We start from the raw sequence: 25,453 nt of genomic DNA, 5'->3' as shown, positions 1-25,453 counted from the left end.
CCCCGGAACCGTGCGGCGCGGATCAGCGGGCTTTCAGCTCTTCCATCAGCTTGGCGAAAGCCTCCCGTTCGGATTGGCTCTGGCTGATCAGCTGCTGCGCTGCCGACAACGGCCCCAGCGGCACGACATTCTGCGGATCGTCCGGCGGGGCGGTTTCCGGTGCGAACAGCTCCACGAATCGTTTCTGCGTCTCCGACCCCTGCTGCGCGACCAGCGTCCAGTTCCCCGCGCGCCAGGCTTCGTCAAGCTGCGCCTCGGTCTGCCCGGCCTCGGCGAATTCGCCCTCGGCGGTGCTGTGTCGGCCCAGCATGCTCATCGCCTCGCCGCGCAGCTTTGCGGCTTCGTCGCCGGGCAGATCGCCAAGATAGGAATAGGCCGCCGCCGCATCGCGACCGGCCAGCGCCGCCCGTGCCAGGGCGAGACGGCCGGGGGGGCTGCGGCGGGTCTCGGCCGAAAGGATGTCGCGGGCCGATTGCCAGAACCCCGTCGCCGAGAGCCGGTCGGCCAAGGCCACCTGCACGCGGGCCTCCAGCTGTGCCGCGGGGATCTTGTCGCGATGCCGGAAAAAGGTCTCGATGAACAGCGCGTCGTCCGGAACCTTGCCCAGCTGGTCGGCAAGATCGCTTTGCGTGGATTGCTTCAGCGCGTCGAATTGCGGCGCATCCCAATTCGAGAGGGTACGGAACGCCTCGTCGAACCGCGCCGTCGACCCAAGCCCGAGCACTTCGGCGCGAATCAGCCTTGCGCCGGTTTCCGAGCCGCGCAGCTGCCGCCCCAGGGCGCCCGCATTGTCGACATCGGTCGCGGGAATTGCGACGCCGAGCGACAGCTTCGTCTCGATCGCGGTGGACAGCGCCTCGGCCGCGGCCGGGCTGGCCGAGAGCGCCAACCCGTCCAGCAGCCGCGCCGCCTCTTCCTTGCGACCGGCACTCAGATCGATCCGGGCATCGATTTCGGCAAGCGCCCGCCGGTCGGTCTTCGGCGCGCGGGCCAGCATCGAGCGGACCGTCGCCGCCACATCCGGCGCCCCCATGTCGATCAGCCGGGTGCTGAGCGCGGGGCCGACAAGGCCGCGGATATTCGGGGGCAGGGCGGAATAGGCGCGCAGCACGGCGCCGAAGTTCACGTCTTCCTTGCGCGGCGGCGGATCCTGCGCCAGCACCGCCCAAAGCGCCACCTTGCCGTCGCAAGCGGTCAGGCCCGACAGGGTGTCAGCCATCGCATGCGGATTTCCCTCGATGATGTCGGCCAGGATCGGCAGCGGGCCCGCCTCTTCGGGGCTGATGCCGAAGCTGCGCAGGGTCGCCTTGGCTTCGGCGCCAAAGCCGAAGGCGACATAGACCCGGGCCAGGTTCAGCACCGCTTCGGGCCGGGGACGGTCGAATTCCCCGATCAGATCCCGTCGCGCATCGGTCAGTTGTTCATGCGCCGGTTTGTCGGTCTGCCAGGACAGGATGTCGAAATCCTGATCGGGCGGACAGCTGTGACCGGATTCGGAGAGCTGATGCCGGGCAAAGGCGGCGGCGGTGTCGCGGTCGATCACCGTTTCCGATTGCAGCGCCAGCGTCCTCGCGCTGTCCTCCGGCGGCGCGGCCTGTTCGGGGTCGGCCGACGCTCCGGGCGCGGCTTCGTCCTTTGGCGCCGACTTCGGCAATTCCATCGTGATCAGCCCCTGCGAGGCCGCCCGTCCCAGTTGATCGACAAGATCGCGCTCTGCCGTGCTCACCCGCCGATCCGGCAGGGCGAGCGGAGAGACGACGGGTGCGGGCGGGGCCGCGGCGGTTTCGGGCGCGGGATCCGCGGCCGGGGCCTGCGGGGCCGGTTTCGACCAGTAAAGATCGAGATAGCCGCGATTGGGACGCGGCCGGAAGCTTTGCGCCGGCGGTGTCACCGCGATCGGAGGGGTCGTTTCCGGACCGTCGACGATGTCGATCACCGCCGCCCCGATCGCCAGCGGGAAGGATTCAAGATGCACCGAGGGCGGCGTCTCGATGAAGACCGAGCGCGCATCGACATCGGGGGTCACCGAAAGGATGCGCGTTTTCGGGATCAGATCGAAGACCCGGGAGAGGTCGAACCGGGTTTCCTGTCCGGGGGTTGTCAGCCGATACCCGCCCGCCACGCGTTCGGTGGTCCAGGCGGTTCCGGGCGGCAACATGAAGACCAGACGGGAGAAGGTCTCGTGCTCGCCCGAGCGGACGGCGATCTGTTGCGCCGCCGCCGGGGCCCCCGCAAGCAGGATCACCCCGAGCGTGAGGATGAACCGGGTCATGCCGCCTCCGATTTCACCGCCTTGAGCGCCTCTTCGAGCTCCGAGAAACTGGGGCGGATGTGATGCGGGGTGTTCTGACGCCCGACTTCGATGCAGATGTTGGTCGCGTGGTTGTGCAGGTTGGCCACCAGCACCTCGCGGATCAGCTTGTAGAAATGCGCGTCCTCGTCGACCACCGCCTTGATGCGGGTGGCGAAGGGGCCGATGAAGCCATAGGCCAGAAACACGCCGAGGAAGGTTCCGACCAGCGCGCCGCCGATCATCTTGCCGAGGATTTCCGGCGGCTGGTCGATCGAGGCCATGGTCTTGATCACGCCCAGCACGGCGGCGACGATGCCGAGCGCGGGCATGGCATCGGCGATCGACTGCATCGCATGGCTCGAATGCATGGCGTGGTGATAATTCGCCTCGAGCTGCTTTTCGAGCACTTCCTCGACCTGATGGGGGTCGTCGTAGTTCATCGAGGCCGACCGCATCGTGTCGCAGATCATCTCGACCGCTTCGTGATCGTGCAGGATTTTCGGATATTTCCCGAAGATCGACGAATTCTCGGGCGCTTCGATATGTTCTTCGATGGCGACCGGGTTCTGTCGCGCCAGCCGGATCAGTTCGAACAGCAGGCACAGCAGGTCGCGGTAATCGGAGGGTTTCCACTTCGCGCCCTTGAAGACCTTGCCGATGTCCTTCACCGTGTGCTTGATCGAGGGCAGGTCGTTGGACAGCACGAAGGCGCCGACCGCCGCCCCGCCGATCATGATCATCTCGAACGGCAGGGCCTTGAGGATGATCCCCATCTTGCCGCCTGCGGCGACATATCCGCCGAACACCATTGCGAAGATGATGACGATCCCGACGATGCCTATCATTGACGTTCTCCATGCTCTTGCCGAGACACTGGCAGAGTTCGCTTAACAAAAGCTCTTCAAAGTCAGTTTTGCGGGGCCCCGGCATTGCGACCGGCCATGATCACGCTGATCGTATAGGCGACCTTCGGATCCAGGGCCGCCATCACCGCCGCAGAGGTCTCCGGCCGCATCCGCGACAGGAATCCGGCCGCAAAATCAGGGGACATCGCCGAAAACAGCGGCGCTGCGTCCTTCGGTTTCATGTTCTCGTAGACGGTCACCAGCCTGGTCACATCTTCGTCAGCCGCCTTGTCCGCAATGGTCACGGTCTGCGCCAGATTCTGCTCCGCCTCGACCAGCGAGGCGAGTCGCGCCTCGATGCGCTTTTCCGCCAGGGTGATCGCCTGCGACCGGTCCGACAGCACCTTTTCGCGCTCGGCCAGCTTGCGTTCCCGGGTCTGAACCTCGGAATAAAGCTGCATCACCCCGGGTTCGGTGACGCATTCCGCGGTTTCGGCCGCGGCGGGCGTGGCCTCGGCGCTGTCGAGCGCAAGCGCGAAGCCCGAGCCGAATCGCACCAGGCCCGAGGCCGCGAACAGCGCCGCGATCAGCACGAGAGAGCCGCGGCCGATCCGCCTGCGCGGTTTGCGGGCCGCGGGTTTGGGCGCGGGGGCGGGCGCGGGCGCCGGACGGGGCGTCTTCATTCGGCGGCCTCCAGATCGGACGGACGCACCCGGCGGCGCAGCACGCGCTGGCGTTGCGGTTCCGCCTCCGGCAGGGGCGCCGCGGGCGCCGCCGGGGCTGCCGTCGGCGTGGCCGCGGCCTGCGACATCGCCATCAGCAGTTCCAGCCGCTGCGCGCTCTGCTCGGCGCGTTCGGTCAGGCTGCGCAATTGCTCCGCCGAGGTCGCCGCCGTTGCCTGGGCCCGGTTGAGCGCCTTGGTCATGTCGTCGACCTGGGCCGAGAGCACCGCGATGGCCCCGCCCATGCCGCTTTCCAGCTGGTTGAACCGCTTCAGCCTGCGGGCCAGAACCATGCAGTAGACGCTGGCCCCCAATGCGCCCAAACCCATGAGAATATCTGCGATCATCTGCATTTTTCTCTCCCTAGTTCATCACGAATTCGATCACGAGCAGGTCGTTCACCATGCCCTCGCCGACCACGATCTGGACCCGGCGCAGCATCTGCGCGCGCAGCCGCAACAGCGCGGCGGGGTCTTCGAGATCCCTCACCTCGACCGCGCGCAGGAAGCCGTTCAGAACATCCATCACGCGCGGCTTGAGCAGCTCGACCTCTTTTTGCTTCAGCAGCGGCACTTCAAGCTGGGCGGAAAACCGCAGATGCCGCGCCTTGCCCTCGGTCAGCGAAATCACCATCGGATCAAGCGCGACAAAGGCGATCTGCGGCTCGGTCGCCTCGGGATGCTCTTCCTCGGCGGCGGCCTCGGCGCCCTCCGGATGGGCCGGTGCAAGGATCATGCCGGAGTAGACGGCGTAAAAAGCCCCCCCGCCGAGCAGGAGCATCAGCACCAGCCCGATCAGAATCGGCAGTTTCGATTTCTTCTTTGGCGCTTCTTCGCCTTCAGCTTCTGGCTCGGCCATGGCGGTCCCCGATTTCTTCGATCCATCCTGCTATACCCTTGGACCCACTAACCGATTGTTAAGGGCGATCGGAGAAAGATGCGCAGGACGACGGGGCAGAAGTCCGCTCGATGGAGGTGCGTCTTGCAGCAGTTGATGGCCGTATGGCAAGGATTGGACACGACGCGACGCGTGCTTGTGGCCGGGGCGACTATTCTCATGTTTGCGGCGATCTTGGCGCTGTCGAGCTTCGCTTCCCGGTCCGACATGGCGCTTCTCTATGCGGGTCTTGAAGGGGCGCGTGCCGGGGAAGTGGTGGCCGCGCTGGACGCCCGCGCGGTTCCCTATGAGGTGCGGGGCGATTCGATCTATGTCGATGCCGCGCGGCGCGACGAATTGCGGATGGCGCTGGCGGGCGAGGGTCTGCCGGCGACGGGCGGGGCGGGCTATGAGCTGCTTGACGGCCTGTCGGGCTTTGGCACCACCTCGCAGATGTTCGATGCCGCCTATTGGCGCGCGAAAGAGGGCGAACTGGCCCGGACCATCGTGGCCAATCCGATGATCCGGGCGGCGCGGGTGCATATTGCCGCGCCTTCAGGGCAGTCCTTCCGCAAGGAAAACCATCCGACCGCCTCGGTCACCGTGACGACGGCTTCGGGCGGGCTTTCGCCGACCCATGCCAAGGCTTTGAAATTTCTTGTGTCTTCCGCGGTGCAGGGGATGAGCCCCGATGATGTCTCGATCATCGATTCGGTGGCGGGGCTGATTTCGACCGGCGATGACGTCTTCAACCCGGCCGCGAACGACCGGGCCGAGGAGCTGCGCAGCAATGTCGAGCGGCTGCTGGAGGCGCGGGTCGGCTATGGCAATGCCGTGGTCGAAGTGTCGGTGCAGACCGTGACCGAACGCGAGGCGATCACCGAAAAGCGGATCGAGCCCGACAGCCGGGTGGCGATCTCGACCGAGACGCAGGAGCGCTCCGAGAAATCCGACGACACCAAGCCGGGTGCGGTGACCGTGGCCTCGAACCTGCCGCAGGGCGATGCCGCGAATGGCGGAAAATCGCAAAGCCAGGCCTCGGAAACCCGCGAGCAGGTCAATTTCGAAGTCTCCGAGACGACGCGGGAAGTGCTGCGCAATCCGGGCGACATCAAGCGCCTGACCGTTGCCGTTCTGGTCGACGGGGTCGAGGGCAAGGACGCGAATGGCGTCACGGCGATCACCCCGCGCACCGACGAGGAACTGGCGGCGCTGAAGGAGCTGGTGGCCTCGGCCGTGGGCTTCGACGAAAAGCGCGGCGACGTCATCACCATCCGCTCGATGGCCTTCGAGCCGCTCGCCGAAACCGGCACCGAGGCGACCAGCAGCCTCTTTGCCTCGGCGCCGCTTGATACGATGCAGCTGATCAAGATCGCGGTGCTTGCCATCGTGGCGCTGATTCTCGGCCTGTTCGTGATGCGACCGATCCTGGCGCAACGCGCGGCGGCAGCCGAGGCGGAGCGGGCGATGAACCTGCCCGGCGGCATGATCGGCTCGGACGAAGGCACCGGCCGGGCGCTGACCGGAGAGATCGCCGATGGCGACATGCCGATCGGGTCGATGAACGTGGTCTCCGATTTCGACATCGGCGACATGCCGATGACCATGGGCACCGGCAACTTCGGCGACATGGGCATGGGCGGCGAGTCGGGTCAGGCCAGCGATCCGGTGGCACGTCTGAAGAAGCTGATCGAGGAACGTCAGGCCGAATCGGTCGAGATCCTGCGCAGCTGGATGGATGAGGCGGAGGAACGGGCATGATCCGGAACCGGGTTCGGCTGGAATCCTTCGAAGCGGAACCGGCCCCGCCGCCGCCGCCGCAGATCGAGATCGATCCCGGCGCCTTCGAGGAAGAACGTCTGGCGGCCTTTGAAAAGGGCTACGCCGCCGGTTGGGACGATGCCGTCGCGGCGCAGGAGGCCGAGGGCACCAAGCTGCGCTCGGACCTCGGGCAGAACCTGCAGGAGCTGTCCTTCACCTATCACGAGGCGCGGCAGGAGATCCTGATGGCGCTGCGCCCGCTGCTGGTCGATATCGCGGCGAAGCTGCTGCCCGCGATGGCGCGGCAGACGCTGGCGCAGATGGTGGCCGAGCAGCTGCAGCCGCTGGCCGAATCGGCGACCTCGGTGCCGATCACCATTCTGGCCAGCCCGCTCAGCCTGCCGGTGATCGAGGAGGTTCTGGGCAAAAGCTCCGGCCTGCCGCTTGTCTTCACCGGCGACACGACCCTTGGCGAAGGTCAGGTCTATCTCAAATTTGCCGAAACCGAGACCCGGATCGACCTTGACGGGGTGATCCGGCTGATCGCCGACGCGATCGACACCTATTTCAGCGCCAGCCAACAGGAGGCCGCTCATGGATGACACTGCCCCGTCCAGCAACCCGTTTTCGCAAGTCCCGATCGAGATCACCATTTCGGTGGGCAAGGCCCGGCCGCTGGTGCGCGATCTGCTGCGGATGAAGCGCGATTCGATCCTGCCGCTCGACCGCCGGGTCGAGGATCCGGTCGAGCTTTACGTCGGCGACAAGCTCATCGCCCGCGGCGAGCTGACCGAGATGGAAGGCGATTCGAACGGTCAGCTGGCCGTGCGCCTGACCGAAGTCGTCGATCTGCAGAACGGGCTCTGACATGCGCGTTCTTGCCCTTGCATTAACGTTAATGATCCTTGCGGCGCCCGCGGGCGCGCAGGAGATCACGCTCGACATGGGCGGGAACGGAAGCCTGACGAATTCCTCGCTGATCCTGATCGCGGGGATCACGCTTCTGAGCCTTGCGCCGGGGCTGGCGATCATGGTGACGTGTTTTCCCTTCATCGTCACCGTGCTCTCGATCCTGCGCCAGGCAATGGGGCTGCAGCAATCGCCGCCGAACATGCTGATCATCAGCCTGGCGCTGTTTCTCACCTGGTTCGTGATGGAGCCGACCTTCATGGCCAGCTATCAGGCCGGGATCGAGCCGCTGATCGCGCAAAAGATCGACATCGTCACCGCCTTTGAACGCGGCGTCGAGCCGTTCCGCATCTTCATGGCGGGCCGCACCGATCCCGAGACCTTCACCCAGCTCGCCGCGATCCGCGAAGGCGCGACCTACACCGGCACCGCGCGCGAGGCGCCGCTGTCGATCCTCGTGCCCTCGTTCATGCTCTCCGAGATCACCCGCGCCTTCGAGATCGGCTTTCTGGTCTTCCTGCCGTTCCTGATCATCGACCTTGTCGTCTCGGCGATCCTGATGTCGATGGGGATGATGATGGTGCCGCCCGCCGTCGTGGCCCTGCCGTTCAAGCTGGCCTTCTTCGTGGTGGCGAACGGCTGGGTTCTGCTTTCGGGCGCGCTGGTGCGCAGTTATTCCTGACGCTTCGGCAGCACCCAGTTCGGGCGGATCCGGTGGCAGGTGTAGCCGTTCGGGATCCGCTCCAGATAATCCTGATGCTCCGGCTCGGCCTGCCAGAACGGCCCGGCCGGGGCCACTTCGGTCACCACCTTGCCCGGCCAGAGGCCGGAGGCGTCGACATCGGCGATGGTGTCCCGGGCGATGCGTTCCTGCTCGGCATCCAGGAAAAAGATCGCCGAGCGATAGGACAGCCCGATGTCATTGCCCTGCCGGTTCGGCGTCGTCGGGTCGTGGATCTGGAAGAAGAATTCCAGCAGCCGCCGGAAGCTGATCTGCGCCGGGTCAAAGACGATCTCGATCGCCTCGGCATGGGTGCCGTGATTGCGGTAGGTGGCCTGCGCCACATCGCCGCCCGAATAGCCGACGCGGGTCGACATCACCCCGGGCAGCTTGCGGATCAGATCCTGCATGCCCCAAAAGCAGCCGCCCGCCAGTATCGCCTTTTGCATCCGCTTATCCCTCCAGTTCCGCAAGCCAGTCGCCGTAACCCTCGGCTTCCATGCGATCTTTCGGAATGAACCGCAAGCTGGCCGAGTTGATGCAATAGCGCAGCCCGCCACGATCGCGCGGGCCGTCGGGGAAGACATGGCCCAGATGGCTGTCGCCATGCATCGAGCGCACTTCGGTGCGGATCATGCCATGGCTGACGTCGCGATGCTCGGTCACATGGGCGGGCACGACCGGCCGGGTGAACGAGGGCCAGCCGCAGCCGCTTTCGAACTTGTCGCGCGAGGAAAACAGCGGCTCGCCCGAGACCACATCGACATAAAGCCCGGGGTCGGTGGTGTTCCAGAATGCCCCGGTAAAGGCGCGCTCGGTGCCGCTTTCCTGCGTCACGCGGAACTGCTCGGCCGTCAGCCGGGCCAGCGCTTCGGGGGTCTTGCGATATTTCTTGTCCATCTTTCGGCCTCCTGCGGCCCAGATGGTCCGGGGGCGCAAAAAGTCCAGCCCCCGAAGGGGTTGTTTCTTTTCGCGATCCGCGGGGAGAGTGATGGTGAGCCGTGCAGGATTCGAACCTGCGACCCGCTGATTAAAAGTCAGCTGCTCTACCAACTGAGCTAACGGCCCATCACTGCGGCGGTCTCTACTGGTCCGTGCCGGGGGGGTCAAGGGCCAAAACGCGAAAAAAATCGCAGCACTGGAAAAAACTGCAGACGGGGTGTAGAGGGCGCGCATGGACCACAGACCCCTTTCCGAACCCGGCCTGCGTTTTCTGAAGATGCACGGCCTTGGCAACGACTTCGTCGTGATCGACGCGCGCAGCGGTGAAAACCCGGTGACGCCTGCGCTGGCGCGGGCGCTGGGCGACCGGCATCGCGGCGTCGGCTTCGACCAGCTTGCGGTGATTCTGCCCGCCGAAGGCGCGGATTTCACGCTGGAATTCTGGAATTCCGATGGCTCGAAGGCGGGCGCCTGCGGCAATGCCACGCGCTGCGTCTCGGATCTGATGATGCGCGATCTGGGCAAGGACCGCGTGACGCTGACCACGGCGCGCGGGCGGCTTTCGGCTGAACGGCGCGCGGACGGGCTGGTGTCGGTGAACATGGGCGCCCCGATTCTGGACCCCGCCGCGATTCCCGTGGCGGCCGATCCGCTGGCGCTGCCGCTGACCGGCGATCCCGTCGCCGTCGGCATGGGCAATCCGCATTGCGTCTTTTTCGTCGAGGATGCCGAAACGGCCGATGTTTCGGGTCTGGGTCCGAAGATCGAGCATCACCCGCTGTTCCCCGAACGCACCAATGTCGAATTCGCCTCGCTTATTGGCCCCGATCATTTGCGGATGCGGGTCTGGGAACGCGGCGCGGGCATCACCTTGGCCTGCGGGTCGGGCACCTGCGCGACGGCGGTGGCGGCGCATCTGCGCGGGCTGACCGGGCGGCGGGTGATCGTCGATGTCGATGGCGGGCGGCTGGAGATCGACTGGCGCGAGGACGGGGTCTGGATGACCGGCCCGACCGCGCTGGTCTTCGCGGCGGAACTGTCCCCCGCCTTCCTTGCCGCGCTATGAAGCCGCCGGTTTTCTCGACGCTGGGCTGCCGGCTGAACGCCTATGAGACCGAGGCGATGAAGGAACTGGCCGCGCAGGCCGGTCTTTCCGGCGCGGTCGTGGTGAACACCTGCGCCGTCACGGCAGAGGCCGTGCGCAAGGCCAAGCAGGAGATCCGCAAGCTGGCGCGGGAAAACCCCGGTGCGGCGATCATCGTCACGGGCTGCGCCGCGCAGACCGAGCCCGAGACCTTTGCCGCGATGACCGAGGTGACCCGCGTCGTCGGCAACCATGAAAAGATGCAGCCCGAGACCTGGGCGGCGCTGGCACCGAAGGGCGCGGATTTCATCGGCGAGACCGAGCGGGTGATGGTCGATGACATTCTGTCGGTCAAGGAAACCGCGGGGCATCTGATCGACGGCTTCGGGCGGCACCGCGCCTATGTGCAGGTGCAAAACGGCTGCGATCACCGTTGCACCTTCTGCATCATCCCCTTTGGCCGCGGCAATTCGCGATCCGTGCCCGCGGGCGTGGTGGTCGAGCAGATCAAGCGGCTGGTCGATCGCGGCTTTGCCGAGGTGGTGCTGACCGGGGTCGATCTGACGTCGTGGGGGGCGGATCTGCCGGGGGCGCCGCGGATGGGCGATCTGGTGATGCGGATCCTGCGGCTGGTGCCGGATCTGGCGCGGCTGCGGATATCGTCCATCGACAGCATCGAGGCGGATGACAACCTGATGCTGGCGATTGCGACCGAGCCCCGGCTGATGCCGCATCTGCATCTGTCGCTCCAGCATGGCGATGACATGATCCTGAAGCGGATGAAGCGCCGCCACCTGCGCGACGATGCGATTGCTTTTTGCGAGGAGGCGCGGCGGCTGCGCCCCGGCATCGTCTTTGGCGCCGACATCATCGCGGGCTTTCCGACCGAGACCGAAGAGATGTTCGAAAACTCCCTGCGGCTGGTCGAGGACTGCGGCCTGACCTTCCTGCATGTCTTCCCCTATTCGGCCCGCAAGGGCACGCCCGCCGCGCGGATGCCGCGGGTGGCGGGGCCCGTGATCAAGGACCGGGCGGCACGGCTGCGCGCGGCGGGCGATGCGGCACTTGTCCGGCATCTGCAAGCCGAGGTGGGGCAACTGCGGGAGGTGCTGACCGAGGGGCCGCGGCTGGGTCGGACCGAGTATTTCACCGAAGTGTCGTTTGATCGTGATATGCCGGAGGGCACGGTGATGTCCTTGCGCATTTCCGGGCAGGATGGTGCCCGTTTGCTGGCCTGAGAGCGGGGCTCTGCCCCGCGCCCCGGGATATTTTCGGCAAGATGAAGGGCCGGGGGCTTTTGTTTTTCGAATCGGTGTTTAGGTTGGGCCCATGCTGTGGATCGATGACACATTGGCGATTGCCGACTGGGAACTGTCGGAAAGCTTCACGCGCTCGCAGGGGCCGGGGGGGCAGAATGTCAACAAGGTCTCGACCGCGGTGGAATTGCGCTTCGAGGCCGAACGCAGCCCGCATCTGACGCCCCCGGTGAAGGCGCGGCTGAAGCGGCTGGCGGGGCGGAAATGGACGCTGGATGGCGCCATCGTCATTCGCGCCGAGGAGACGCGCAGCCAGCTGCGCAACCGTGAATTGGCGCGCGAGCGGCTGGTGGAGCTGATCCGCGCGGCGCTGGTGGCGCCCAAGCGGCGGGTGGCGACGAAGCCGACGCTCGGCAGTCAGCGGCGGCGTTTGGCGGCGAAGACGGTGCGGGGCGAGGTCAAGGCGCTGCGGGGCAGGGTGGGCGAGGATGAGTGACCTGCTGGCCCGCCGCACGCGGCTTTTGGGGCCGAATGTGCCGACCTTTTATGAGCGCCCCTTGCAGATCGTGCGCGGCGAGGGCGTCTGGCTGTTTGATGACACCGGGCGGCGCTATCTGGATTGCTACAACAACGTCGCCCATGTCGGCCATTGCCATCCCCGCGTGGTCGCGGCGATTGCGGCGCAGGCCTCGGTTCTGAACACCCATACCCGCTATCTGCACGAGGGCATCCTGACCTATGGCGAGCGGCTCACCGCGAAGTTTTCGCATGATCTCAACCAGATGCTGATGACCTGCACCGGGTCCGAGGCGAATGATGTCGCGCTGCGGATGGCGCAGGCGATGACCGGCAAGACCGGGCTGATTGCCACCGACAACACCTATCACGGCAATACCACGGCGGTGGCGCATCTCTCCACGCGCCGCCCGCCGATTGGCGGCTACCCGCCCCATATCCGCCGCGTGCCCGCGCCCGACAGTCTGGCGCCCTTGGGCGGATCACTTGCCGCGCAGCCGCAGGCTTTCGCAGAGGGCGTGGCCCGGGCAATTGCCGAGCTGGAGGCTTCAGGCCATGGGTTCGCCGGGATCATGCTCTGCCCGATCTTCGCCAACGAGGGGACGCCCGGCATCGGCCCCGGCTTTCTGGACCCGACCGTCGAGGTGGTGCGCAGGGCGGGCGGCCTGATCCTGTGCGACGAGGTGCAGCCGGGCTTCGGCCGGGTGGGCACGCATTGGTGGGGGCATGACTTCCTCGGCTTTGCCCCCGATGTGGTGACCCTGGGCAAGCCGATGGGCAATGGCCACCCGGTCGCCGCGGTGATCGCCCGGCCCGAGGTGATGGCGGCCTTTCGCAACGCCTTTGGCTATTTCAACACCTTTGCCGGAAACCCGGTCTCCTGTGCTGCGGCCAGTGCCGTGCTGGATGTGATCGAGGACGAGGGTCTGGTCGAAAACGCCCGCGAGGTCGGCGCCTACGCACTGGGCCTGTTGCGCGAGTTGCGCCATCCGCTGATCGCCGACACCCGCGGTTTCGGCCTGTTCTTCGGCATCGAATTTGCCCGCGACGGGCAACCGGCGACCGAGTTCTGCGGCCGGGTGGTCGAGGCGGCCAAGGATGCGGGCCTCCTTCTGGGCCGGGTCGGGCGCGGGCAGCATATCCTCAAGATGCGGCCGCCGATGCCGTTTTCACGCGCGAATGCCGCGCAACTGGTCGAGACGCTCGACGCCATTTTGCGAAAGATGCCCGCATGATGGAAGATGCCGCCGCTTATGATCTGGCCCGCGAGGCGCAACGCGCCTGGCTGTGCATGGGTGCGCCCTTGCAGCTGATCTGGCGGTCGGAAAACATCGTCTTCGGCACGATCCTGCCCAGCGGCACCAAGGCCGCGCTGCGGCTGCACCGGCCCGGCTATCAGGATGCCCCCGCGATCGCCGCCGAACTGGCCTGGTCGGCGCGGCTGTGCGATGCTGGCGTGGCGGTGGCCGAGCCCTTGCCCGCGGCGAATGGTGCCTGGGTGGCGATGGTCGACGGGCTGGTGGTCTCCTGCCTGCGCTGGATCGAGGGGCGGCCGCTGGGCGAGGCCGTCGCGCCTTTGGAAAATTCCGCCGTGCTGGCCCGGGCCGGGGATTTTGGCGCGCTGATTGCCGATCTGCACAATGCCACCGACGCGGGCGCCTGCCCCGAGGCCTTTCCGCGCGCGGGCTGGGCGGCCGAGGCGCTTTTGGGCGAGACGCCGCGGCTGGGCCGGTTCTGGGAGGCGCCGACGCTGAGCGCCGAGGAAAGCGCGATCCTGCGGGCGGCGCGCGACAAGGCGCTTGCGCTTTTGCCGCGGGCCACGGATTTCGGGCCGATCCATGCCGATACGCTGCGCTCGAACGTGATGATGACCCGCGACGGGCTGCGGCTGATCGACTTTGACGATTGCGGCCCGGGCTGGCGGCTTTACGATCTCGCCTCGGCGCTGGTGCAAAGCTGGGGCGACCCGCTGCTGACCGAGCATGCCCGGCGGCTGGTGGCGGGCTATCGTCGCCGCCGCGACCTGCCCGCGGATCAGCTGGCGCTTTTGCCGCTGTTCCTTGCGGTGCGGGCCTTCGTCTCGGCCGGTTGGGTCGTCACCCGCGCGCCCGAAGACAGCCGCCGCCAGCGCGCCTATGCCTATCGCGCGGTGGCGCTGGCGCGGATGCTGCTGGCGGGCGACAGCCCCTGGGGAGAGATCGGATGATCGGCCTGCCCCCGTTTCTGCGCAATCTGCTGGGCCACCGCCCCGAGGCGCTGCAGGTGGCGGCGATCTGTCGGCGCGGCCGCGGCAAGGAGACCGAGGTGCTGCTGGTCTCCTCGCTGGACACCAAGCGCTGCATCGTGCCGAAGGGCTGGCCGATGCGCGGCAAGACCTTGGCCGAGGCGGCGCTGCGCGAAGCCTGGGAAGAGGCGGGGGTGCGCGGTCATGTGAATGCCGATCCCATCGGCGCCTTTCACTACACGAAGCGGCGCAAGAACGGGCTTGAACAGCGCTGCAAGGTGCTGTGCTTCGTCGTCGATGTCGAAGGGCTGGATGACGACTATCCCGAGGTCGGGCGGCGGGCGCGACAATTCGTTTCGCCAAAAGCGGCCGCCAAACGGGTGCAGGAACGCGAATTGAAGCAGATCCTGCGCACGTTTTCGTGATAGCCGCATTGCCTTGACGCCTCAACCGGTCTAACCCACGCGCGAACGTAACGGGTGCCTGTCAGTTTTGTGACGGGCGTCGGGCAGGGGAAAGACCGTGGCTACACCGCCGATCAACCAATGGAAGACGCTCGACAAGGATCTGAGCCGGATCGGTCTTCTGGAAGAGGCGACGCAATTCGTGGCCCGGCCGCTGGTGGCGCCGGGGATCGGTCTGGCCTTCATCGTGCTGGCGGGGGTTTTCGCCGCGATCCTGATGGGGGCGCAGCCGGGCGGGCTGATCGTGGTCTTCGCCGCGGCGATCGGCGCCTATATGGCGCTGAACATCGGCGCCAATGACGTCGCCAACAACATGGGCCCGGCCGTCGGCGCGAATGCGCTGACGCTGGGCGGCGCGCTGATCATTGCCGCGATCTTCGAGGTCTCGGGCTCGCTGATTGCCGGGGGCGATGTGGTCAAGACCGTCTCGACCGGGATCCTGGCGCCCGAGGCCGTGCCCGATGCGGCGCATTTCATCTGGGCGATGATGGCGGCGCTGCTCGCCTCGGCGCTGTGGCTGCATGTGGCGACCTGGATGGGGGCGCCGGTCTCCACCACCCATTCGATCGTCGGCGGCGTCGTCGGCGCGGGCGTGGCCGCCGCGGGATTTGGTGCGGTGAACTGGCCCGCCATCGCGACGATTTCCGCCAGCTGGGTGATTTCGCCGATCATGGGCGGGATCTTTGCCGCGCTTTTCCTGGCTTTCATCAAGGCCAAGATCATCTATGTCGAGGACAAGATCGCCGCCGCCCGCAAATGGGTGCCGATGCTGATCGGCTTCATGTCGGGCACCTTTGCCGCCTATCTGGCGCTCAAGGGGCTGACGAAGATCCTTCACATCTCGCTGGGGGCCTCGCTGCTGATCGGGGTTCTGGTCGGGCTGGTGGCCTGGGGCGTGTCGGTGCCGCTGGTGCGGGCGCAATCCGCGGGCCAGGAAAACCGCAAGAAGACGCTGAAGAAGCTGTTCACCATTCCGCTGATCGTCTCGGCGGCGCTTTTGTCCTTTGCCCATGGGGCGAATGACGTGGCCAATGCGGTGGGGCCGCTGGCCGCCATCGTGCATGCGGTGCAGGACGGCACGCTGAGCGACAAGGTCGAAGTGCCGTTCTGGATCATGGCGGTCGGCGCTTTCGGCATCTCGGTCGGGCTGACGCTGTTCGGGCCGCGGCTGATCAAGCTGGTGGGCTCGGAAATCACCAAGCTCAATGCGATGCGGGCCTATTGCGTGGCGCTTTCGGCGGCGATCACCGTCATCGTCGCCTCGTGGCTGGGGCTGCCGGTGTCCTCGACCCATATCGCGGTGGGCGGCGTCTTTGGCGTCGGCTTTTACCGCGAATGGCATGCCGAACGCCGGGCGCGGCTTTTGGGCCTGCAAAAGGGCAAGGTGGTCCCGCCCGAGGAACGCTCGCGCCGGCTTCTGGTGCGGCGCTCGCATATCACCACGGTCGTCGCCGCCTGGATCATCACCGTGCCGGCCTCGGCGGTGCTCTCGGCCGGGCTTTATTGGCTGATGAACGCGCTCGACGGTTAAACGACGACCGGCGACGCGGTCTGCGCGCCGACGTCGAACACCCGCCGATAGCGGGCGATTTCTTCGGCGGGGCCGGTGGCCTTTTCCGGGTTGTCCGACAGTTTCACCGTCGGGCGCCCGTTCGCCGCGACCGCCTTGCAGACCAGGCTGAAGGGGGACAGCTCGTCCTCCTCCACCAGGCCGCGGAAATCATTGGTCAAAAGCGTGCCCCAGCCGAAGCTGACCTTGACCCGGCCGCGGAACTGCGCATGCAGCGCCTCGATCTGCGCCACATCAAGCCCGTCGGAAAAGATCACCAGCTTCTTCGCCGGGTCTTCGCCGCGCGATTGCCACCAGGAAATCGCGGTTTCCGCGCTCTCGAAGGGGTTGCCCGAATCGATCCGGATCCCGGTCCAGGCCGCCAGCCAGTCGGGGGCGCGTTGCAGAAACCCTTTGGTCCCGTAGGTATCGGGCAGGATGATGCGCAGATTGCCGTCGTGTTCCTCGTGCCAGTCCTCCAGCACGCGATAGGGCGCCTGGCGCAATTCCGCGTCGGTCTCGGCCAGCGCCGCCATCACCATCGGCAGCTCATGCGCATTGGTGCCGACCGCCTCCAGATCGCGGCGCATCGCGATCAGACAATTCGAGGTGCCGGTGAAAGAGCCGCCCTGCGCCGCATCGCCCAGACCTTCGACCATCGCCTGCACGCACCAGTCCTGCCACAGGAAGCCATGCCGCCTGCGCGTGCCGAAATCGGCGATCTTCAGCCCCTCGATCCGCTTCAGCCGTTCGATCTTTTCCCAGACGCGCGTCATCGCACGGGCATAAAGCACCTGCAATTCAAACCGCTTCATGCCCCGCAGCACGGCGCGCGAGCGCAGCTCCATCAGAATCGCCAGCGCCGGGATTTCCCACATCATCACCTCGGGCCAATTGCCCTCGAAGGTCAGCTCATACTGGCCGTCGCGCTTTTCCAGGTGATAGGGCGGCAGGCGGAACGCCTCGAACCACTCCATGAAATCGGGGCGGAACATCTGCCGCTTGCCGTAAAAGGTGTTGCCGCGCAGCCAGGTGCTTTCGCCGCGCGTCAGCCGCAGGCCGCGGGCGTAATCCAGCTGCTCGCGCAATTCGCCCTCGTCGATCAGATCGGCGAGGCGGATGGATTTCGTGCGGTTGATCAGGCTGAAGGTGACCTGCGTTGCCGGACGGTGCCGGAACACCGACTGGCACATCAGGAGCTTGTAGAAATCGGTGTCGATCAGCGAGCGGACGATAGGGTCGATCTGCCAGCGGTGGTTGTAGACGCGGGTGGCGATATCGACCATCTCAGGGCTCCAGCCCCACGCCCGCCGCCAGCATCTGGCCCCGCGCGGCCGCAAGCGAGCCGTTCAGGTCGATGGCCCGGCAGGCGCCCGTCAGGACGCGGGTGGTGAAGCCAAGCTTCGCCGCATCGATCGCCGACCAGCCCACGCAGAAATCCAGCGCCAGCCCGACAAGGGTCACCTGCATGACGCCGCGCTCGCGCAGATAGCCCGCAAGGCCGGTGGGGGTCTTGCGGTCATTCTCGAAGAAAGCGGAATAGCTGTCGATGCCGCGCCGAAACCCCTTGCGCAGGATCAGATCGGCATCGGTGCGCAAGGCGGGGTGGAATTCCGCGCCCCTTGTGCCCTGCACGCAATGCGCGGGCCACAGCGTCTGCGCGCCATAGGCCATCTCGATCTGCGAGAACGGCGCCAGGCCCGGGTGGTTTTCCGCGAAAGAGGCGTGATCCGCGGGGTGCCAGTCCTGCGTCAGCACGGTGACGGGGGCTTCCGCCATCAGCGCATTGACACGGGGGATGATCTCGTCGCCCCCCGTCACCGCAAGCGCCCCGCCCGGGCAGAAGTCGTTCTGAATGTCGATGACGATCAGCGCGTCTTGCGGTCCGCCCATGCTGTGCCCCGTTCGGTTACCCTGCCGCCCATGCGTAGGGTGCAGGCGCGGCAGGGTCAACCACCCGCGGCCGCTGCCGGGCACGGCGCTTGCGCCGGATTCATTGGCTGCAGGTCTGCGTCAGCAGGTTGCAGGTCTGGGTGACCTCGGCGCCGGTGCCCGGAAAGTCGAGGCGCGGCAGGTCGAAGCTCATGCCTCCGGCCGCGGCGGCAGACGCGGTCATCGTGACAAGCGCAAGGCCAAGGAAGAAGCGTTTCATCATGGTCTCCAATCTGAACCAATCGGTTTACATGACGCTATATGAACCGAGTCGTTCAGCTTTTCAAGGGCAAATTGAACTGGACGGTTCACATCAATCGGTTGCAAGATGCGACACAGCGTCTATGTTGGAATCATTCTAAACTGGGGCCGCCATGTTTTCCGCACTTGCCAACCGCCGCCGCTTTTCCGACCTGTCCGAGCGCGAGGTTCTGGCGCTGGCCATCTCCTCGGAGGAGGACGACGCCCGGATCTACCGCAGTTTCGCCGAACGCCTGCGCGCCGAATACCCCGCGACGGCGACGGTCTTCGACGGCATGGCCGAGGAAGAAGACGGCCACCGCAAGGCCCTGATCGAGCGCCACCGGGCAAGGTTCGGCGAGGTGATCCCGCTCATTCGCCGCGAACATGTGGCGGGGTTTTACGCCCGCAAGCCGATGTGGCTTTCGGCGAATCTCTCGCTGGCGGCGATCCGGGCCGAGGCCGAAGCGATGGAACGCACGGCAGGGGCCTTTTATGTGCAGGCCGCGAAACACACGACCGACGCGGCGACGCGCAAGCTTCTGGGGGACCTGGCGGCGGCCGAGGCGCGCCACGAACGCCATGCCGAAACCCTGACCGAGGACAATCTGACCGGCGCGGCGAAGACTGCGGAAGACACCTCGGCGCATCGGCAATTCGTGCTGACCTGGGTGCAGCCCGGGCTGGCGGGGCTGATGGACGGCTCGGTCTCGACGCTGGCGCCGATTTTCGCCACCGCCTTTGCGACGCAGGACACCCATACGACGCTGCTGGTCGGGCTGGCCGCCTCGGTCGGCGCCGGGATTTCGATGGGCTTCACCGAGGCCGCGCATGACGACGGGGTGATTTCGGGCCGCGGCAGTCCGCTCAAGCGCGGGCTGGCCTCGGGGGTGATGACGGCGGTCGGGGGCCTGGGTCACGCGCTGCCCTATCTGATCCCGGATTTCTGGACCGCGACGGCGATAGCCATGGTGGTCGTCTTCGTCGAATTGTGGGCGATCGCCTGGATCCAGAACCGATACATGGAAACGCCCTTCTTCCGCGCCGTGCTGCAGGTGGTGGTGGGCGGCGCGCTGGTCTTTGCCGCCGGCGCGCTGATTGGCGGCGGCTGACAGGGCGTATTTGAGCCAGGAAAAAGCCACGGGTTTCTTCTTGGGGCAAATACGCGCATCGCCTCGCTGGTGCCGCGTGCTGCGGCATGTTAGCCCTGCAGCATGATCGAGATCTTCCTGAAGACACTGCCGTTCTTCGCGCTGATCGGGCTCGGCTGGGCGGCGGGGCGGCTGCGCTTCTTCCCGCCCGAGGCGACGGCCTGGCTGACGAAATTCGTCTTCTACTTCGCGCTTTCCGCGATGCTGTTTCGCTTCACCGCGACGCTGCCGATTGCGGAGCTGTTCGATCCCGCCTTTTTCGCCGCCTATCTGACCGCCTCGATCGCCGTCTGGGTGCTGGGCTTCGCCGTGGCGAAACTGCGTGCCCGGCCGCTGGCCGAGGCCGCGATGGAGGCCCATACCGCGATGACCGGCAACACCGGCTTTCTGGGCGTGCCGATGCTGGTCGTGCTTTTGGGGCCGAAGGCGGCTGGACCGGTGCTGATGGTGCTGGCCGCCGACATGATCGTGTTTTCGACGCTGATCACGCTCATTGTCACCTATGCCCGGCAGGGCCGCGTGGCCATCGGCCCGCTGGCGATGGGGCTGGCGAAGAACCCGATGATCGTTTCGATGCTGGCGGGGCTGGCCTGGGCGCTGGTGCATCTGCCGATGCCGGGCCCGCTCGAGGAGTTCATGAAGGTCCTCGGCGGTGCCGCCACGCCCGGGGCGCTTTTCGCCATCGGCGCCTCGCTCGCCGGGCGCGCGGCCGAGACCTTCGGTCCCGCGCTCTGGCTTTCCGCGGCGAAGCTCGTCCTGCATCCGCTGGCCGTGGCGATTGCCGCCTTCCTGATCTTCCCGGTCGAGCCCTTCGCCGCCGGCGTCATGGTCGCCGCCGCCGCGCTGCCGGTGGCGGGCAATGTCTACATCCTGGCTGCCCATTTCGGCGTCGCGCCGCAGCGCGTCTCGACCGCGATCCTGATCTCGACCGCGGTTTCCATCCTTTCCATCCCCGCCGTCATCGCATGGGTGCACACATGACAAAAGCCGTGGTTTTCGACATCGGCATGGTACTGGTCGAATGGCAGCCCGAGGCCTTTTACGACCGCCTGATCGGCCCGGATCGTCGCCGTGCCTTCTGGGCCGAAACCGGCATCGCCGCGATGAACGAGCGCATTGACCTTGGCGCGCCCTTTGCCGAAACCGTCCGCGCCCATGCCGATCTGCACCCCGCCTGGCGGGCCGAGGTGATGGCCTGGCACGACCACTGGCTTGACATGTGCACCCCGGCCATTCCCCATTCCGTGCGCCTGCTTTCGGCCCTGCGCGCCAAGGGGGTGCCGGTCTTTGCGCTGTCGAATTTCGGTATCGGCACCTTTGAACTGGCCTGCCGCCATTATCCGTTCCTGACCAATTTCGACCGGCTCTTCGTCTCGGGCTATCTGGGCCTGATCAAGCCCGATCCGCGGTTTTATGCGGCGCTGGAGGCGGGCACGGGCTATTCCGGCGCCGATCTGCTTTTCGCCGACGACCGCCCCGAAAACATCGAAGCCGCCGCCGCGCGGGGCTGGAAGACGCATCTTTTCACCACCCCCGCAGGCTGGGCCGACCGCCTTGTGGCCGAGGGCTTTCTGACCGAAGGAGAGGCCGCATGACCCCCGCCCTGATCGGCCCCGAGGCCGAAGCGCAGCTTGACTGGATCGCCCTGACCGAGGCCTTCCGCGCCGGGCATCGCCTGCCCCGCGCGGAGGTGGCCGACAGCTTCCTTTATCGCGGCGCCGATACGCTGCTGACCCGATCCGCGCTGATCGACGGGCTGGGCATGCTGGTGAAGGCCGCGACGATCGTGCCCGGAAACGCCCCGGATCTGGGCACGGTGAATGGCGGCGTGATGCTGATGGAGGACCGGACGGGGTGTCTCTCGGCCGTGCTTGATTTCGCGCTGGTGACGAAATGGAAGACGGCGGGCGACAGCCTTTTGGCGGCGCGGCTTCTGGCCCGGCCCGAGGCGCGCGAGATCCTGATCTGCGGCGCGGGCAAGGTCGCCGCTTCGATGATCGAGGCCTATCGCGCGGCCTTTCCCGGTGCCCGTTTCACGATCTGGAACCGCTCGCAAGCCGGTGCCGAGGCGCTGGCGGAGGCCACTGGCGCCCGGGTCGAGCGGGACCTTGAAACCGCGCTGGGCACGGCCGAGATCGTTGCCGGCACGACGATGGCGAAGGAGCCCTGGCTCCGCGGCGACTGGCTGCAGCCGGGAACCCATATCGACCTGATCGGCGCTTTCCGCCCCGACATGCGCGAGGCCGACGACGCGACCCTGCGCCGGGCGCGGCTCTTTTGCGATGCCCGCGCGACGACACTGCACCATATCGGCGAATTCCGCGACCCGCTGGCGCGCGGGGTGATTTCCGAAGCCGATGTGGTGGCCGATTTCTACGACATCGCCGCGGGGCGCTTCGTTCGCGACAGCGCCGAGGACATCACCCTGTGCAAGAACGGCGGTGGCGCGCATCTGGATCTGATGACGGCGTGCTTCATCCGCGACCGTTGGCAGGCCCGGCAAGCCTGACCGCCGCGCCTTGCCGCAAGGAAGGCTGCGTATTTGCACCAAGAAAAAACATCGGCTTTTTCTTGGCTCAAATACGCTCTTTTCGACGGGTCAGCCCGCGCCTCAGGCGCGTTTCGCCACCGCGACGCCGAGCAGATCGAGCACTTTCGCTTCGATATCCGCCGCGTTCATCCGCGCGACCGCATACATGTCCTCGGGATTGGCATGGTCGATGAAGGTGTCGGGCAGCACCATCGAGCGGAACTTGTAGCCGCGGTCGAACACCCCCTGCTCCGACAGGAATTGCGCCACATGGCTGCCGAAACCGCCCACGGCGCCTTCCTCGATGCAAATGAGCGCCTCGTGTTCGGCCACAAGCCGCAGGATCAGATCTTTGTCGAGCGGTTTCGCGAAACGGGCATCGGCCACGGTCGGCGCCAGGCCGCGGGCGGCGAGCGCCTCGCGCGCCTTCAGCACCTCGGCCAGACGCGTGCCGAAGGAGAGGATCGCGACCCGCGCGCCTTCGGAAATGATCCGGCCCTTGCCGATTTCAAGCGGCACGCCTTGGGTGGGCATATCCACCCCCATCCCCTCGCCGCGGGGATAGCGGAAGGCGATCGGGCCCTCGTCATGCGCCGCAGCGGTGGCGACCATGTGCACCAGATCCGCCTCGTCGGCGGCGGCCATCACTACCATGCCGGGCAGGTTCGCCATGAAGCCGATGTCAAACGCCCCCGCGTGGGTGGCGCCGTCGGCCCCCACCAGACCGGCGCGGTCGATGGCAAAGCGCACCGGCAGGCGCTGGATCGCCACATCATGCACAATCTGGTCATAGCCGCGCTGCAGGAAGGTCGAGTAGATCGCGCAGAAGGGTTTCATCCCCCCCGCCGCGAGCCCGGCCGAAAAGGTCACGCCATGCTGTTCCGCGATGCCGACATCGAAGCAGCGGCGCGGAAAGCGCTCGGCGAAAAGGTTCAGCCCGGTGCCTTCGGGCATCGCCGCCGTCACCGCGACGATCTTTTCATCGCGCGAGGCCTGATCGATCAGGCTTTCGGCAAAGACCTTGGTGTAGCTGGGCGCGTTCGAGGCGGCCTTGACCTGCGCGCCGGTCAGCACGTCGAACCGCGCCGTGGCATGGCCGCGATCCGGGCGGTTCTCGGCGGGGGCATAGCCCTTGCCCTTTTTCGTCAGCGCATGGATCAGCACCGGCCCCGTCGCCCGCGTCTTCAGCGTGCGGAAGAGATGCAAGAGCGTCTCAAGGTCATGCCCGTCGACCGGGCCGACATAATCGAAGCCCAGCTCCTCGAAGAGCGTGCCGCCAATGGTCATGCCCTTGAGCATTTCCTTGGCCCGCCGCGCGCCTTCCTGGAAGGGTTCGGGCAAAAGGCTGACGGCGCCCTTGGCCATCGCCTTGAGATCCTGCATCGGTGCTTCGGCGTAAAGCCGCGTCAGGTAGGACGAGAGCGCGCCGACGGGGGGCGAGATCGACATTTCATTGTCGTTCAGGATGACGAACATCCGCTTGCCCAGATGGCCGCCGTGATTGAGGGCCTCAAACGCCATGCCACCGGTCATCGCGCCGTCGCCGATCACCGCGATGGCATCGCCGCATTCGGACCCCAGTTCCCGCGCCATGGTGAAGCCCAGCGCCGCGGAAATCGAGGTCGAAGAATGCCCGGCCCCGAAGGCGTCATAGGGGCTTTCGGACCGCTTGGTGAAGCCCGAGAGCCCGCCCCTGGTGCGCAGCGTCCGGATACGGTCGCGTCGCCCGGTCAGGATCTTGTGCGGGTAGCATTGGTGCCCCACGTCCCAGATGATCTTGTCGCGCGGGCAGTCGAAGACCGCATGCAGCGCCACGGTCAGTTCCACCACCCCCAGCCCGGCGCCCAGATGCCCGCCCGTCACCGATACGGCCGAGATCGTCTCGGCGCGCAATTCATCGGCCAGGCGGTGCAGGTCGCGGTCGCTCAGCCCCTTCATGTCAGAGGGCAGACGCACGCGGTCGAGGATCGGGGTCACTGGGGGCTGGCTCATGGGGCTCGCTTCACTTGTCGCGTTCGATCACATAGCGCGCACAGGCGCGAAGGGTAGAGGCGGCTTCGCCATAGGGCGCAAGGGCGGCTTCCGCCTCGGCCACAAGATCCGCGGCGCGGGATTTCGCCCCCGCCAGACCCAGAAGCGAGACGAAAGTGGCCTTGTGCGCCTCGGCATCCTTGCCCAGCCGCTTGCCCGCCGCTTCCTCGTTGCCTTCGACATCCAGAATGTCGTCAGCGATCTGGAAGGCTAGGCCCAGCGCCGTGGCATAGGCGGTCAGCGGCCCGCGGTCGGCGCCCGCGAGGATCGCGCCCGCCTGCGCGGCAAAGGAAATCAGCGCCCCGGTCTTGCCCGCCTGCAGGCGGATGATTTCGTCCAAAGTCAGCGGCACCGCGGCGGTTTCGGCAGCAATATCAAGGGCCTGGCCGTAAACCATCCCCTCGGCGCCCGAGGCCTGCGCCAGCGCGGCAACCAGCGCGACGCGATTTTCGGCCGATCCCAGCACCGGATCGGTGCAAAGCTCGAAGGCCAGCGTCTGCAGCGCATCGCCCGCCAGAACGGCGGTGGCGTCATCCCATTTCTTGTGCACGGTCGGCAGGCCGCGGCGCAGATCGTCATTGTCCATGCAGGGCATGTCGTCATGGACAAGGCTGTAGGCATGCAGCGCCTCGACCGCGAGCGCCGCGGGCATCGCCTGTGCCATCGAAATCCCGTGGATCGCGGCGGATTCGATGGCAAGGAAGGCGCGCAGCCGCTTGCCGCCCTGCGCCGCATAGGCCATCGCATCGCGCAGATCGCCCGCGGGCAGACGCCCGATCGCCGCCGCCATCGCCGTTTCCACGGCGTCCTGAATCTCTTTCAAACGTTCGGAAAACATCAGAGTCCTTCCACCGCAACGGTGCCCGCGGGCACCCCGCCTTCGCCCAGCAGGATCTTTTCGACCCGTTCCTCGGCTTCCTTGAGCAGCATCGCGCAGCGCTCCTTCAGCTTCGCCCCGCGTTCGGAAAGCCGGACGGATTGGTCCAGCGCCACCTCGCCGCGTTCCAGCTGGTTGACCACCTGTTCAAGCGCCGCCATCGCCTGCTCGAACGTCATGCCGGAAATGTCGCTGTCGTCCATCTTGCGCTCCGCCCCCTTGGATGCCGGTTCCGGATTGCCACGGGTGGCCCCGCAATTCCAGCCCCCGCAACGAAAAAGCGGGCCGATTGGCCCGCCACGGTCGAAAAGTCGCAAAGTAAAAGGGTCGCGGGCTTGGCCTGCGACCCCCGAGATCTACGGAGATGGTCCGGTTAGGGTCTGGATCAGATCCTCCGTCCCAGCCAGGGTCTGCGACCCTTGGGGTTGCCCTCAGGCCTCGGCCCCCCTGACTGTCCCGACACCTCTCTCCAATATCACTCTAGACACTGGACCACCTCCTTTCATGCGTGTTGCCGATAGGGAAAGGGT

At 66.5% G+C, this 25,453-nt stretch carries 28 protein-coding genes and 1 tRNA gene; 15 read left to right on the top strand and 14 right to left on the bottom strand.

Features of this window, described 5'->3' with window-relative positions:
• Positions 1-22 precede the first annotated feature (22 nt).
• The 5 genes from RCAP_RS19735 to RCAP_RS17235 all read right to left on the bottom strand — a co-directional run bounded on the left by RCAP_RS19735 (position 23) and on the right by RCAP_RS17235 (position 4,718).
• Positions 23-2,272 carry a hypothetical protein gene (locus RCAP_RS19735; protein WP_013069183.1) on the bottom strand — a complete coding sequence of 750 codons (2,250 nt, stop codon included), beginning with the start codon at positions 2,270-2,272 and terminating at the stop codon, positions 23-25.
• The gene (gene motA, locus RCAP_RS17250; protein ID WP_013069182.1) at positions 2,269-3,138 is read right to left on the bottom strand and encodes a flagellar motor stator protein MotA; all 870 of its coding nucleotides are present in this window, start codon (positions 3,136-3,138) and stop codon (positions 2,269-2,271) included. The genes RCAP_RS19735 and motA overlap by 4 nt, the downstream gene beginning before the upstream one ends.
• Before the next feature lie 62 nt (positions 3,139-3,200).
• Positions 3,201-3,821: a MotE family protein gene (locus RCAP_RS17245; protein WP_013069181.1), complete on the bottom strand. Its 621-nt coding sequence runs from the start codon at positions 3,819-3,821 to the stop codon at positions 3,201-3,203.
• Positions 3,818-4,213, bottom strand: coding sequence for a hypothetical protein (locus RCAP_RS17240; RefSeq protein ID WP_013069180.1), 396 nt, complete (start codon positions 4,211-4,213; stop codon positions 3,818-3,820). Before RCAP_RS17240 ends, RCAP_RS17245 begins: the two co-directional genes overlap by 4 nt.
• 10 nt (positions 4,214-4,223) lie before the next feature.
• Entirely contained in the window at positions 4,224-4,718 is a 495-nt protein-coding gene (locus tag RCAP_RS17235) for a flagellar basal body-associated FliL family protein (protein ID WP_013069179.1), read from the bottom strand.
• Positions 4,719-4,796: 78 nt separating this feature from the next.
• Here RCAP_RS17235 and fliF point away from each other — a divergent pair, with 78 nt between their 5' ends.
• The 4 genes from fliF to fliP are packed head-to-tail and all read left to right on the top strand — an operon-like array spanning position 4,797 to position 8,088.
• Positions 4,797-6,497, top strand: coding sequence for a flagellar basal-body MS-ring/collar protein FliF (gene fliF, locus RCAP_RS17230; RefSeq protein ID WP_050759951.1), 1,701 nt, complete (start codon positions 4,797-4,799; stop codon positions 6,495-6,497).
• Complete coding sequence (locus RCAP_RS17225) at positions 6,494-7,099, top strand: FliH/SctL family protein (RefSeq protein ID WP_013069177.1); 606 nt, start codon at positions 6,494-6,496, stop codon at positions 7,097-7,099. The genes fliF and RCAP_RS17225 overlap by 4 nt, the downstream gene beginning before the upstream one ends.
• Entirely contained in the window at positions 7,092-7,364 is a 273-nt protein-coding gene (locus RCAP_RS17220) for a FliM/FliN family flagellar motor switch protein (protein ID WP_013069176.1), read from the top strand. Before RCAP_RS17225 ends, RCAP_RS17220 begins: the two co-directional genes overlap by 8 nt.
• A 1-nt stretch (position 7,365) precedes the next feature.
• Positions 7,366-8,088 (top strand): flagellar type III secretion system pore protein FliP, encoded by a 723-nt coding sequence (gene fliP / locus RCAP_RS17215; RefSeq protein WP_013069175.1) that lies wholly within the window; start codon positions 7,366-7,368, stop codon positions 8,086-8,088.
• On the opposite strand, the gene msrA is transcribed toward fliP, so the two are convergent.
• The 3 genes from msrA to RCAP_RS17200 form a co-directional block, all read right to left on the bottom strand.
• Positions 8,079-8,576: a peptide-methionine (S)-S-oxide reductase MsrA gene (gene msrA / locus RCAP_RS17210; RefSeq protein ID WP_013069174.1), complete on the bottom strand. Its 498-nt coding sequence runs from the start codon at positions 8,574-8,576 to the stop codon at positions 8,079-8,081. The two genes, fliP and msrA, sit on opposite strands and share 10 nt — an antisense overlap.
• A 4-nt stretch (positions 8,577-8,580) precedes the next feature.
• Complete coding sequence (msrB, locus tag RCAP_RS17205; RefSeq protein WP_013069173.1) at positions 8,581-9,027, bottom strand: peptide-methionine (R)-S-oxide reductase MsrB; 447 nt, start codon at positions 9,025-9,027, stop codon at positions 8,581-8,583.
• Between the two features lie 92 nt (positions 9,028-9,119).
• A tRNA-Lys gene (locus RCAP_RS17200) sits at positions 9,120-9,195 on the bottom strand.
• Between the two features lie 106 nt (positions 9,196-9,301).
• Here RCAP_RS17200 and dapF point away from each other — a divergent pair.
• From dapF to RCAP_RS17165, 7 genes are all read left to right on the top strand, one after another.
• Positions 9,302-10,135, top strand: coding sequence for a diaminopimelate epimerase (dapF, locus tag RCAP_RS17195; protein WP_013069172.1), 834 nt, complete (start codon positions 9,302-9,304; stop codon positions 10,133-10,135).
• The gene (gene mtaB, locus RCAP_RS17190; protein ID WP_013069171.1) at positions 10,132-11,391 is read left to right on the top strand and encodes a tRNA (N(6)-L-threonylcarbamoyladenosine(37)-C(2))-methylthiotransferase MtaB; all 1,260 of its coding nucleotides are present in this window, start codon (positions 10,132-10,134) and stop codon (positions 11,389-11,391) included. Before dapF ends, mtaB begins: the two co-directional genes overlap by 4 nt.
• Before the next feature lie 91 nt (positions 11,392-11,482).
• On the top strand, positions 11,483-11,905 hold the full coding sequence (gene arfB, locus RCAP_RS17185; protein WP_013069170.1) for an alternative ribosome rescue aminoacyl-tRNA hydrolase ArfB: 423 nt from the start codon (positions 11,483-11,485) through the stop codon (positions 11,903-11,905).
• Positions 11,898-13,160, top strand: coding sequence for an aminotransferase class III-fold pyridoxal phosphate-dependent enzyme (locus tag RCAP_RS17180; protein WP_013069169.1), 1,263 nt, complete (start codon positions 11,898-11,900; stop codon positions 13,158-13,160). Before arfB ends, RCAP_RS17180 begins: the two co-directional genes overlap by 8 nt.
• Complete coding sequence (locus RCAP_RS17175) at positions 13,157-14,131, top strand: phosphotransferase enzyme family protein (protein ID WP_013069168.1); 975 nt, start codon at positions 13,157-13,159, stop codon at positions 14,129-14,131. Before RCAP_RS17180 ends, RCAP_RS17175 begins: the two co-directional genes overlap by 4 nt.
• Positions 14,128-14,574, top strand: a complete 447-nt coding sequence (locus tag RCAP_RS17170) for an NUDIX hydrolase (RefSeq protein WP_013069167.1) — start codon at positions 14,128-14,130, stop codon at positions 14,572-14,574. The genes RCAP_RS17175 and RCAP_RS17170 overlap by 4 nt, the downstream gene beginning before the upstream one ends.
• A gap of 97 nt (positions 14,575-14,671) precedes the next feature.
• Complete coding sequence (locus tag RCAP_RS17165) at positions 14,672-16,144, top strand: inorganic phosphate transporter (RefSeq protein WP_013069166.1); 1,473 nt, start codon at positions 14,672-14,674, stop codon at positions 16,142-16,144.
• Here RCAP_RS17165 and pncB read toward each other — a convergent pair.
• The 3 genes from pncB to RCAP_RS19730 all read right to left on the bottom strand — a co-directional run bounded on the left by pncB (position 16,141) and on the right by RCAP_RS19730 (position 18,317).
• Positions 16,141-17,448 (bottom strand): nicotinate phosphoribosyltransferase, encoded by a 1,308-nt coding sequence (gene pncB, locus RCAP_RS17160; protein WP_013069165.1) that lies wholly within the window; start codon positions 17,446-17,448, stop codon positions 16,141-16,143. The two genes, RCAP_RS17165 and pncB, sit on opposite strands and share 4 nt — an antisense overlap.
• A 1-nt stretch (position 17,449) precedes the next feature.
• Positions 17,450-18,055, bottom strand: coding sequence for a bifunctional nicotinamidase/pyrazinamidase (gene pncA / locus RCAP_RS17155; protein WP_013069164.1), 606 nt, complete (start codon positions 18,053-18,055; stop codon positions 17,450-17,452).
• Between the two features lie 100 nt (positions 18,056-18,155).
• Entirely contained in the window at positions 18,156-18,317 is a 162-nt protein-coding gene (locus tag RCAP_RS19730; protein WP_023910752.1) for a hypothetical protein, read from the bottom strand.
• Positions 18,318-18,468: 151 nt separating this feature from the next.
• Here RCAP_RS19730 and mbfA point away from each other — a divergent pair, with 151 nt between their 5' ends.
• From mbfA to RCAP_RS17135, 4 genes are all read left to right on the top strand, one after another.
• Positions 18,469-19,446: an iron exporter MbfA gene (gene mbfA / locus RCAP_RS17150; protein ID WP_013069162.1), complete on the top strand. Its 978-nt coding sequence runs from the start codon at positions 18,469-18,471 to the stop codon at positions 19,444-19,446.
• Positions 19,447-19,548: 102 nt separating this feature from the next.
• On the top strand, positions 19,549-20,466 hold the full coding sequence (locus tag RCAP_RS17145; RefSeq protein ID WP_013069161.1) for an AEC family transporter: 918 nt from the start codon (positions 19,549-19,551) through the stop codon (positions 20,464-20,466).
• Entirely contained in the window at positions 20,463-21,080 is a 618-nt protein-coding gene (locus RCAP_RS17140; RefSeq protein ID WP_013069160.1) for an HAD family hydrolase, read from the top strand. Before RCAP_RS17145 ends, RCAP_RS17140 begins: the two co-directional genes overlap by 4 nt.
• Positions 21,077-21,994, top strand: coding sequence for an ornithine cyclodeaminase family protein (locus RCAP_RS17135; protein WP_013069159.1), 918 nt, complete (start codon positions 21,077-21,079; stop codon positions 21,992-21,994). The genes RCAP_RS17140 and RCAP_RS17135 overlap by 4 nt, the downstream gene beginning before the upstream one ends.
• A 102-nt stretch (positions 21,995-22,096) precedes the next feature.
• Here RCAP_RS17135 and dxs read toward each other — a convergent pair whose 3' ends face one another.
• Genes dxs through RCAP_RS17120 form a run of 3 tightly spaced genes read right to left on the bottom strand, consistent with a single transcriptional unit; the run spans position 22,097 to position 25,126 of the window.
• Positions 22,097-24,007 (bottom strand): 1-deoxy-D-xylulose-5-phosphate synthase, encoded by a 1,911-nt coding sequence (gene dxs, locus RCAP_RS17130; RefSeq protein WP_013069158.1) that lies wholly within the window; start codon positions 24,005-24,007, stop codon positions 22,097-22,099.
• A gap of 10 nt (positions 24,008-24,017) precedes the next feature.
• Entirely contained in the window at positions 24,018-24,884 is an 867-nt protein-coding gene (locus RCAP_RS17125) for a polyprenyl synthetase family protein (RefSeq protein ID WP_013069157.1), read from the bottom strand.
• Positions 24,884-25,126, bottom strand: a complete 243-nt coding sequence (locus tag RCAP_RS17120) for an exodeoxyribonuclease VII small subunit (protein WP_013069156.1) — start codon at positions 25,124-25,126, stop codon at positions 24,884-24,886. The genes RCAP_RS17125 and RCAP_RS17120 overlap by 1 nt, the downstream gene beginning before the upstream one ends.
• Positions 25,127-25,453 lie beyond the last annotated feature (327 nt).

The organism is Rhodobacter capsulatus SB 1003, assembly GCF_000021865.1.
Taxonomy (GTDB): domain Bacteria; phylum Pseudomonadota; class Alphaproteobacteria; order Rhodobacterales; family Rhodobacteraceae; genus Rhodobacter; species Rhodobacter capsulatus_B.
This window is presented reverse-complemented; position numbering and strand designations above follow the sequence as displayed.

Bases quoted from the DNA above. Each gene is read 5' to 3' on its own strand.
- RCAP_RS19735 (WP_013069183.1), bottom strand. From the start codon at position 2,272: ATGACCCGGTTCATCCTCACGCTCGGGGTGATCCTGCTTGCGGGGGCC.
- motA (WP_013069182.1), bottom strand. From the start codon at position 3,138: ATGATAGGCATCGTCGGGATCGTCATCATCTTCGCAATGGTGTTCGGC.
- RCAP_RS17245 (WP_013069181.1), bottom strand. From the start codon at position 3,821: ATGAAGACGCCCCGTCCGGCGCCCGCGCCCGCCCCCGCGCCCAAACCC.
- RCAP_RS17240 (WP_013069180.1), bottom strand. From the start codon at position 4,213: ATGCAGATGATCGCAGATATTCTCATGGGTTTGGGCGCATTGGGGGCC.
- RCAP_RS17235 (WP_013069179.1), bottom strand. From the start codon at position 4,718: ATGGCCGAGCCAGAAGCTGAAGGCGAAGAAGCGCCAAAGAAGAAATCG.
- fliF (WP_050759951.1), top strand. From the start codon at position 4,797: ATGCGCAGGACGACGGGGCAGAAGTCCGCTCGATGGAGGTGCGTCTTG.
- RCAP_RS17225 (WP_013069177.1), top strand. From the start codon at position 6,494: ATGATCCGGAACCGGGTTCGGCTGGAATCCTTCGAAGCGGAACCGGCC.
- RCAP_RS17220 (WP_013069176.1), top strand. From the start codon at position 7,092: ATGGATGACACTGCCCCGTCCAGCAACCCGTTTTCGCAAGTCCCGATC.
- fliP (WP_013069175.1), top strand. From the start codon at position 7,366: ATGCGCGTTCTTGCCCTTGCATTAACGTTAATGATCCTTGCGGCGCCC.
- msrA (WP_013069174.1), bottom strand. From the start codon at position 8,576: ATGCAAAAGGCGATACTGGCGGGCGGCTGCTTTTGGGGCATGCAGGAT.
- msrB (WP_013069173.1), bottom strand. From the start codon at position 9,027: ATGGACAAGAAATATCGCAAGACCCCCGAAGCGCTGGCCCGGCTGACG.
- dapF (WP_013069172.1), top strand. From the start codon at position 9,302: ATGGACCACAGACCCCTTTCCGAACCCGGCCTGCGTTTTCTGAAGATG.
- mtaB (WP_013069171.1), top strand. From the start codon at position 10,132: ATGAAGCCGCCGGTTTTCTCGACGCTGGGCTGCCGGCTGAACGCCTAT.
- arfB (WP_013069170.1), top strand. From the start codon at position 11,483: ATGCTGTGGATCGATGACACATTGGCGATTGCCGACTGGGAACTGTCG.
- RCAP_RS17180 (WP_013069169.1), top strand. From the start codon at position 11,898: ATGAGTGACCTGCTGGCCCGCCGCACGCGGCTTTTGGGGCCGAATGTG.
- RCAP_RS17175 (WP_013069168.1), top strand. From the start codon at position 13,157: ATGATGGAAGATGCCGCCGCTTATGATCTGGCCCGCGAGGCGCAACGC.
- RCAP_RS17170 (WP_013069167.1), top strand. From the start codon at position 14,128: ATGATCGGCCTGCCCCCGTTTCTGCGCAATCTGCTGGGCCACCGCCCC.
- pncB (WP_013069165.1), bottom strand. From the start codon at position 17,448: ATGGTCGATATCGCCACCCGCGTCTACAACCACCGCTGGCAGATCGAC.
- pncA (WP_013069164.1), bottom strand. From the start codon at position 18,055: ATGGGCGGACCGCAAGACGCGCTGATCGTCATCGACATTCAGAACGAC.
- RCAP_RS19730 (WP_023910752.1), bottom strand. From the start codon at position 18,317: ATGATGAAACGCTTCTTCCTTGGCCTTGCGCTTGTCACGATGACCGCG.
- mbfA (WP_013069162.1), top strand. From the start codon at position 18,469: ATGTTTTCCGCACTTGCCAACCGCCGCCGCTTTTCCGACCTGTCCGAG.
- RCAP_RS17145 (WP_013069161.1), top strand. From the start codon at position 19,549: ATGATCGAGATCTTCCTGAAGACACTGCCGTTCTTCGCGCTGATCGGG.
- RCAP_RS17140 (WP_013069160.1), top strand. From the start codon at position 20,463: ATGACAAAAGCCGTGGTTTTCGACATCGGCATGGTACTGGTCGAATGG.
- RCAP_RS17135 (WP_013069159.1), top strand. From the start codon at position 21,077: ATGACCCCCGCCCTGATCGGCCCCGAGGCCGAAGCGCAGCTTGACTGG.
- dxs (WP_013069158.1), bottom strand. From the start codon at position 24,007: ATGAGCCAGCCCCCAGTGACCCCGATCCTCGACCGCGTGCGTCTGCCC.
- RCAP_RS17125 (WP_013069157.1), bottom strand. From the start codon at position 24,884: ATGTTTTCCGAACGTTTGAAAGAGATTCAGGACGCCGTGGAAACGGCG.
- RCAP_RS17120 (WP_013069156.1), bottom strand. From the start codon at position 25,126: ATGGACGACAGCGACATTTCCGGCATGACGTTCGAGCAGGCGATGGCG.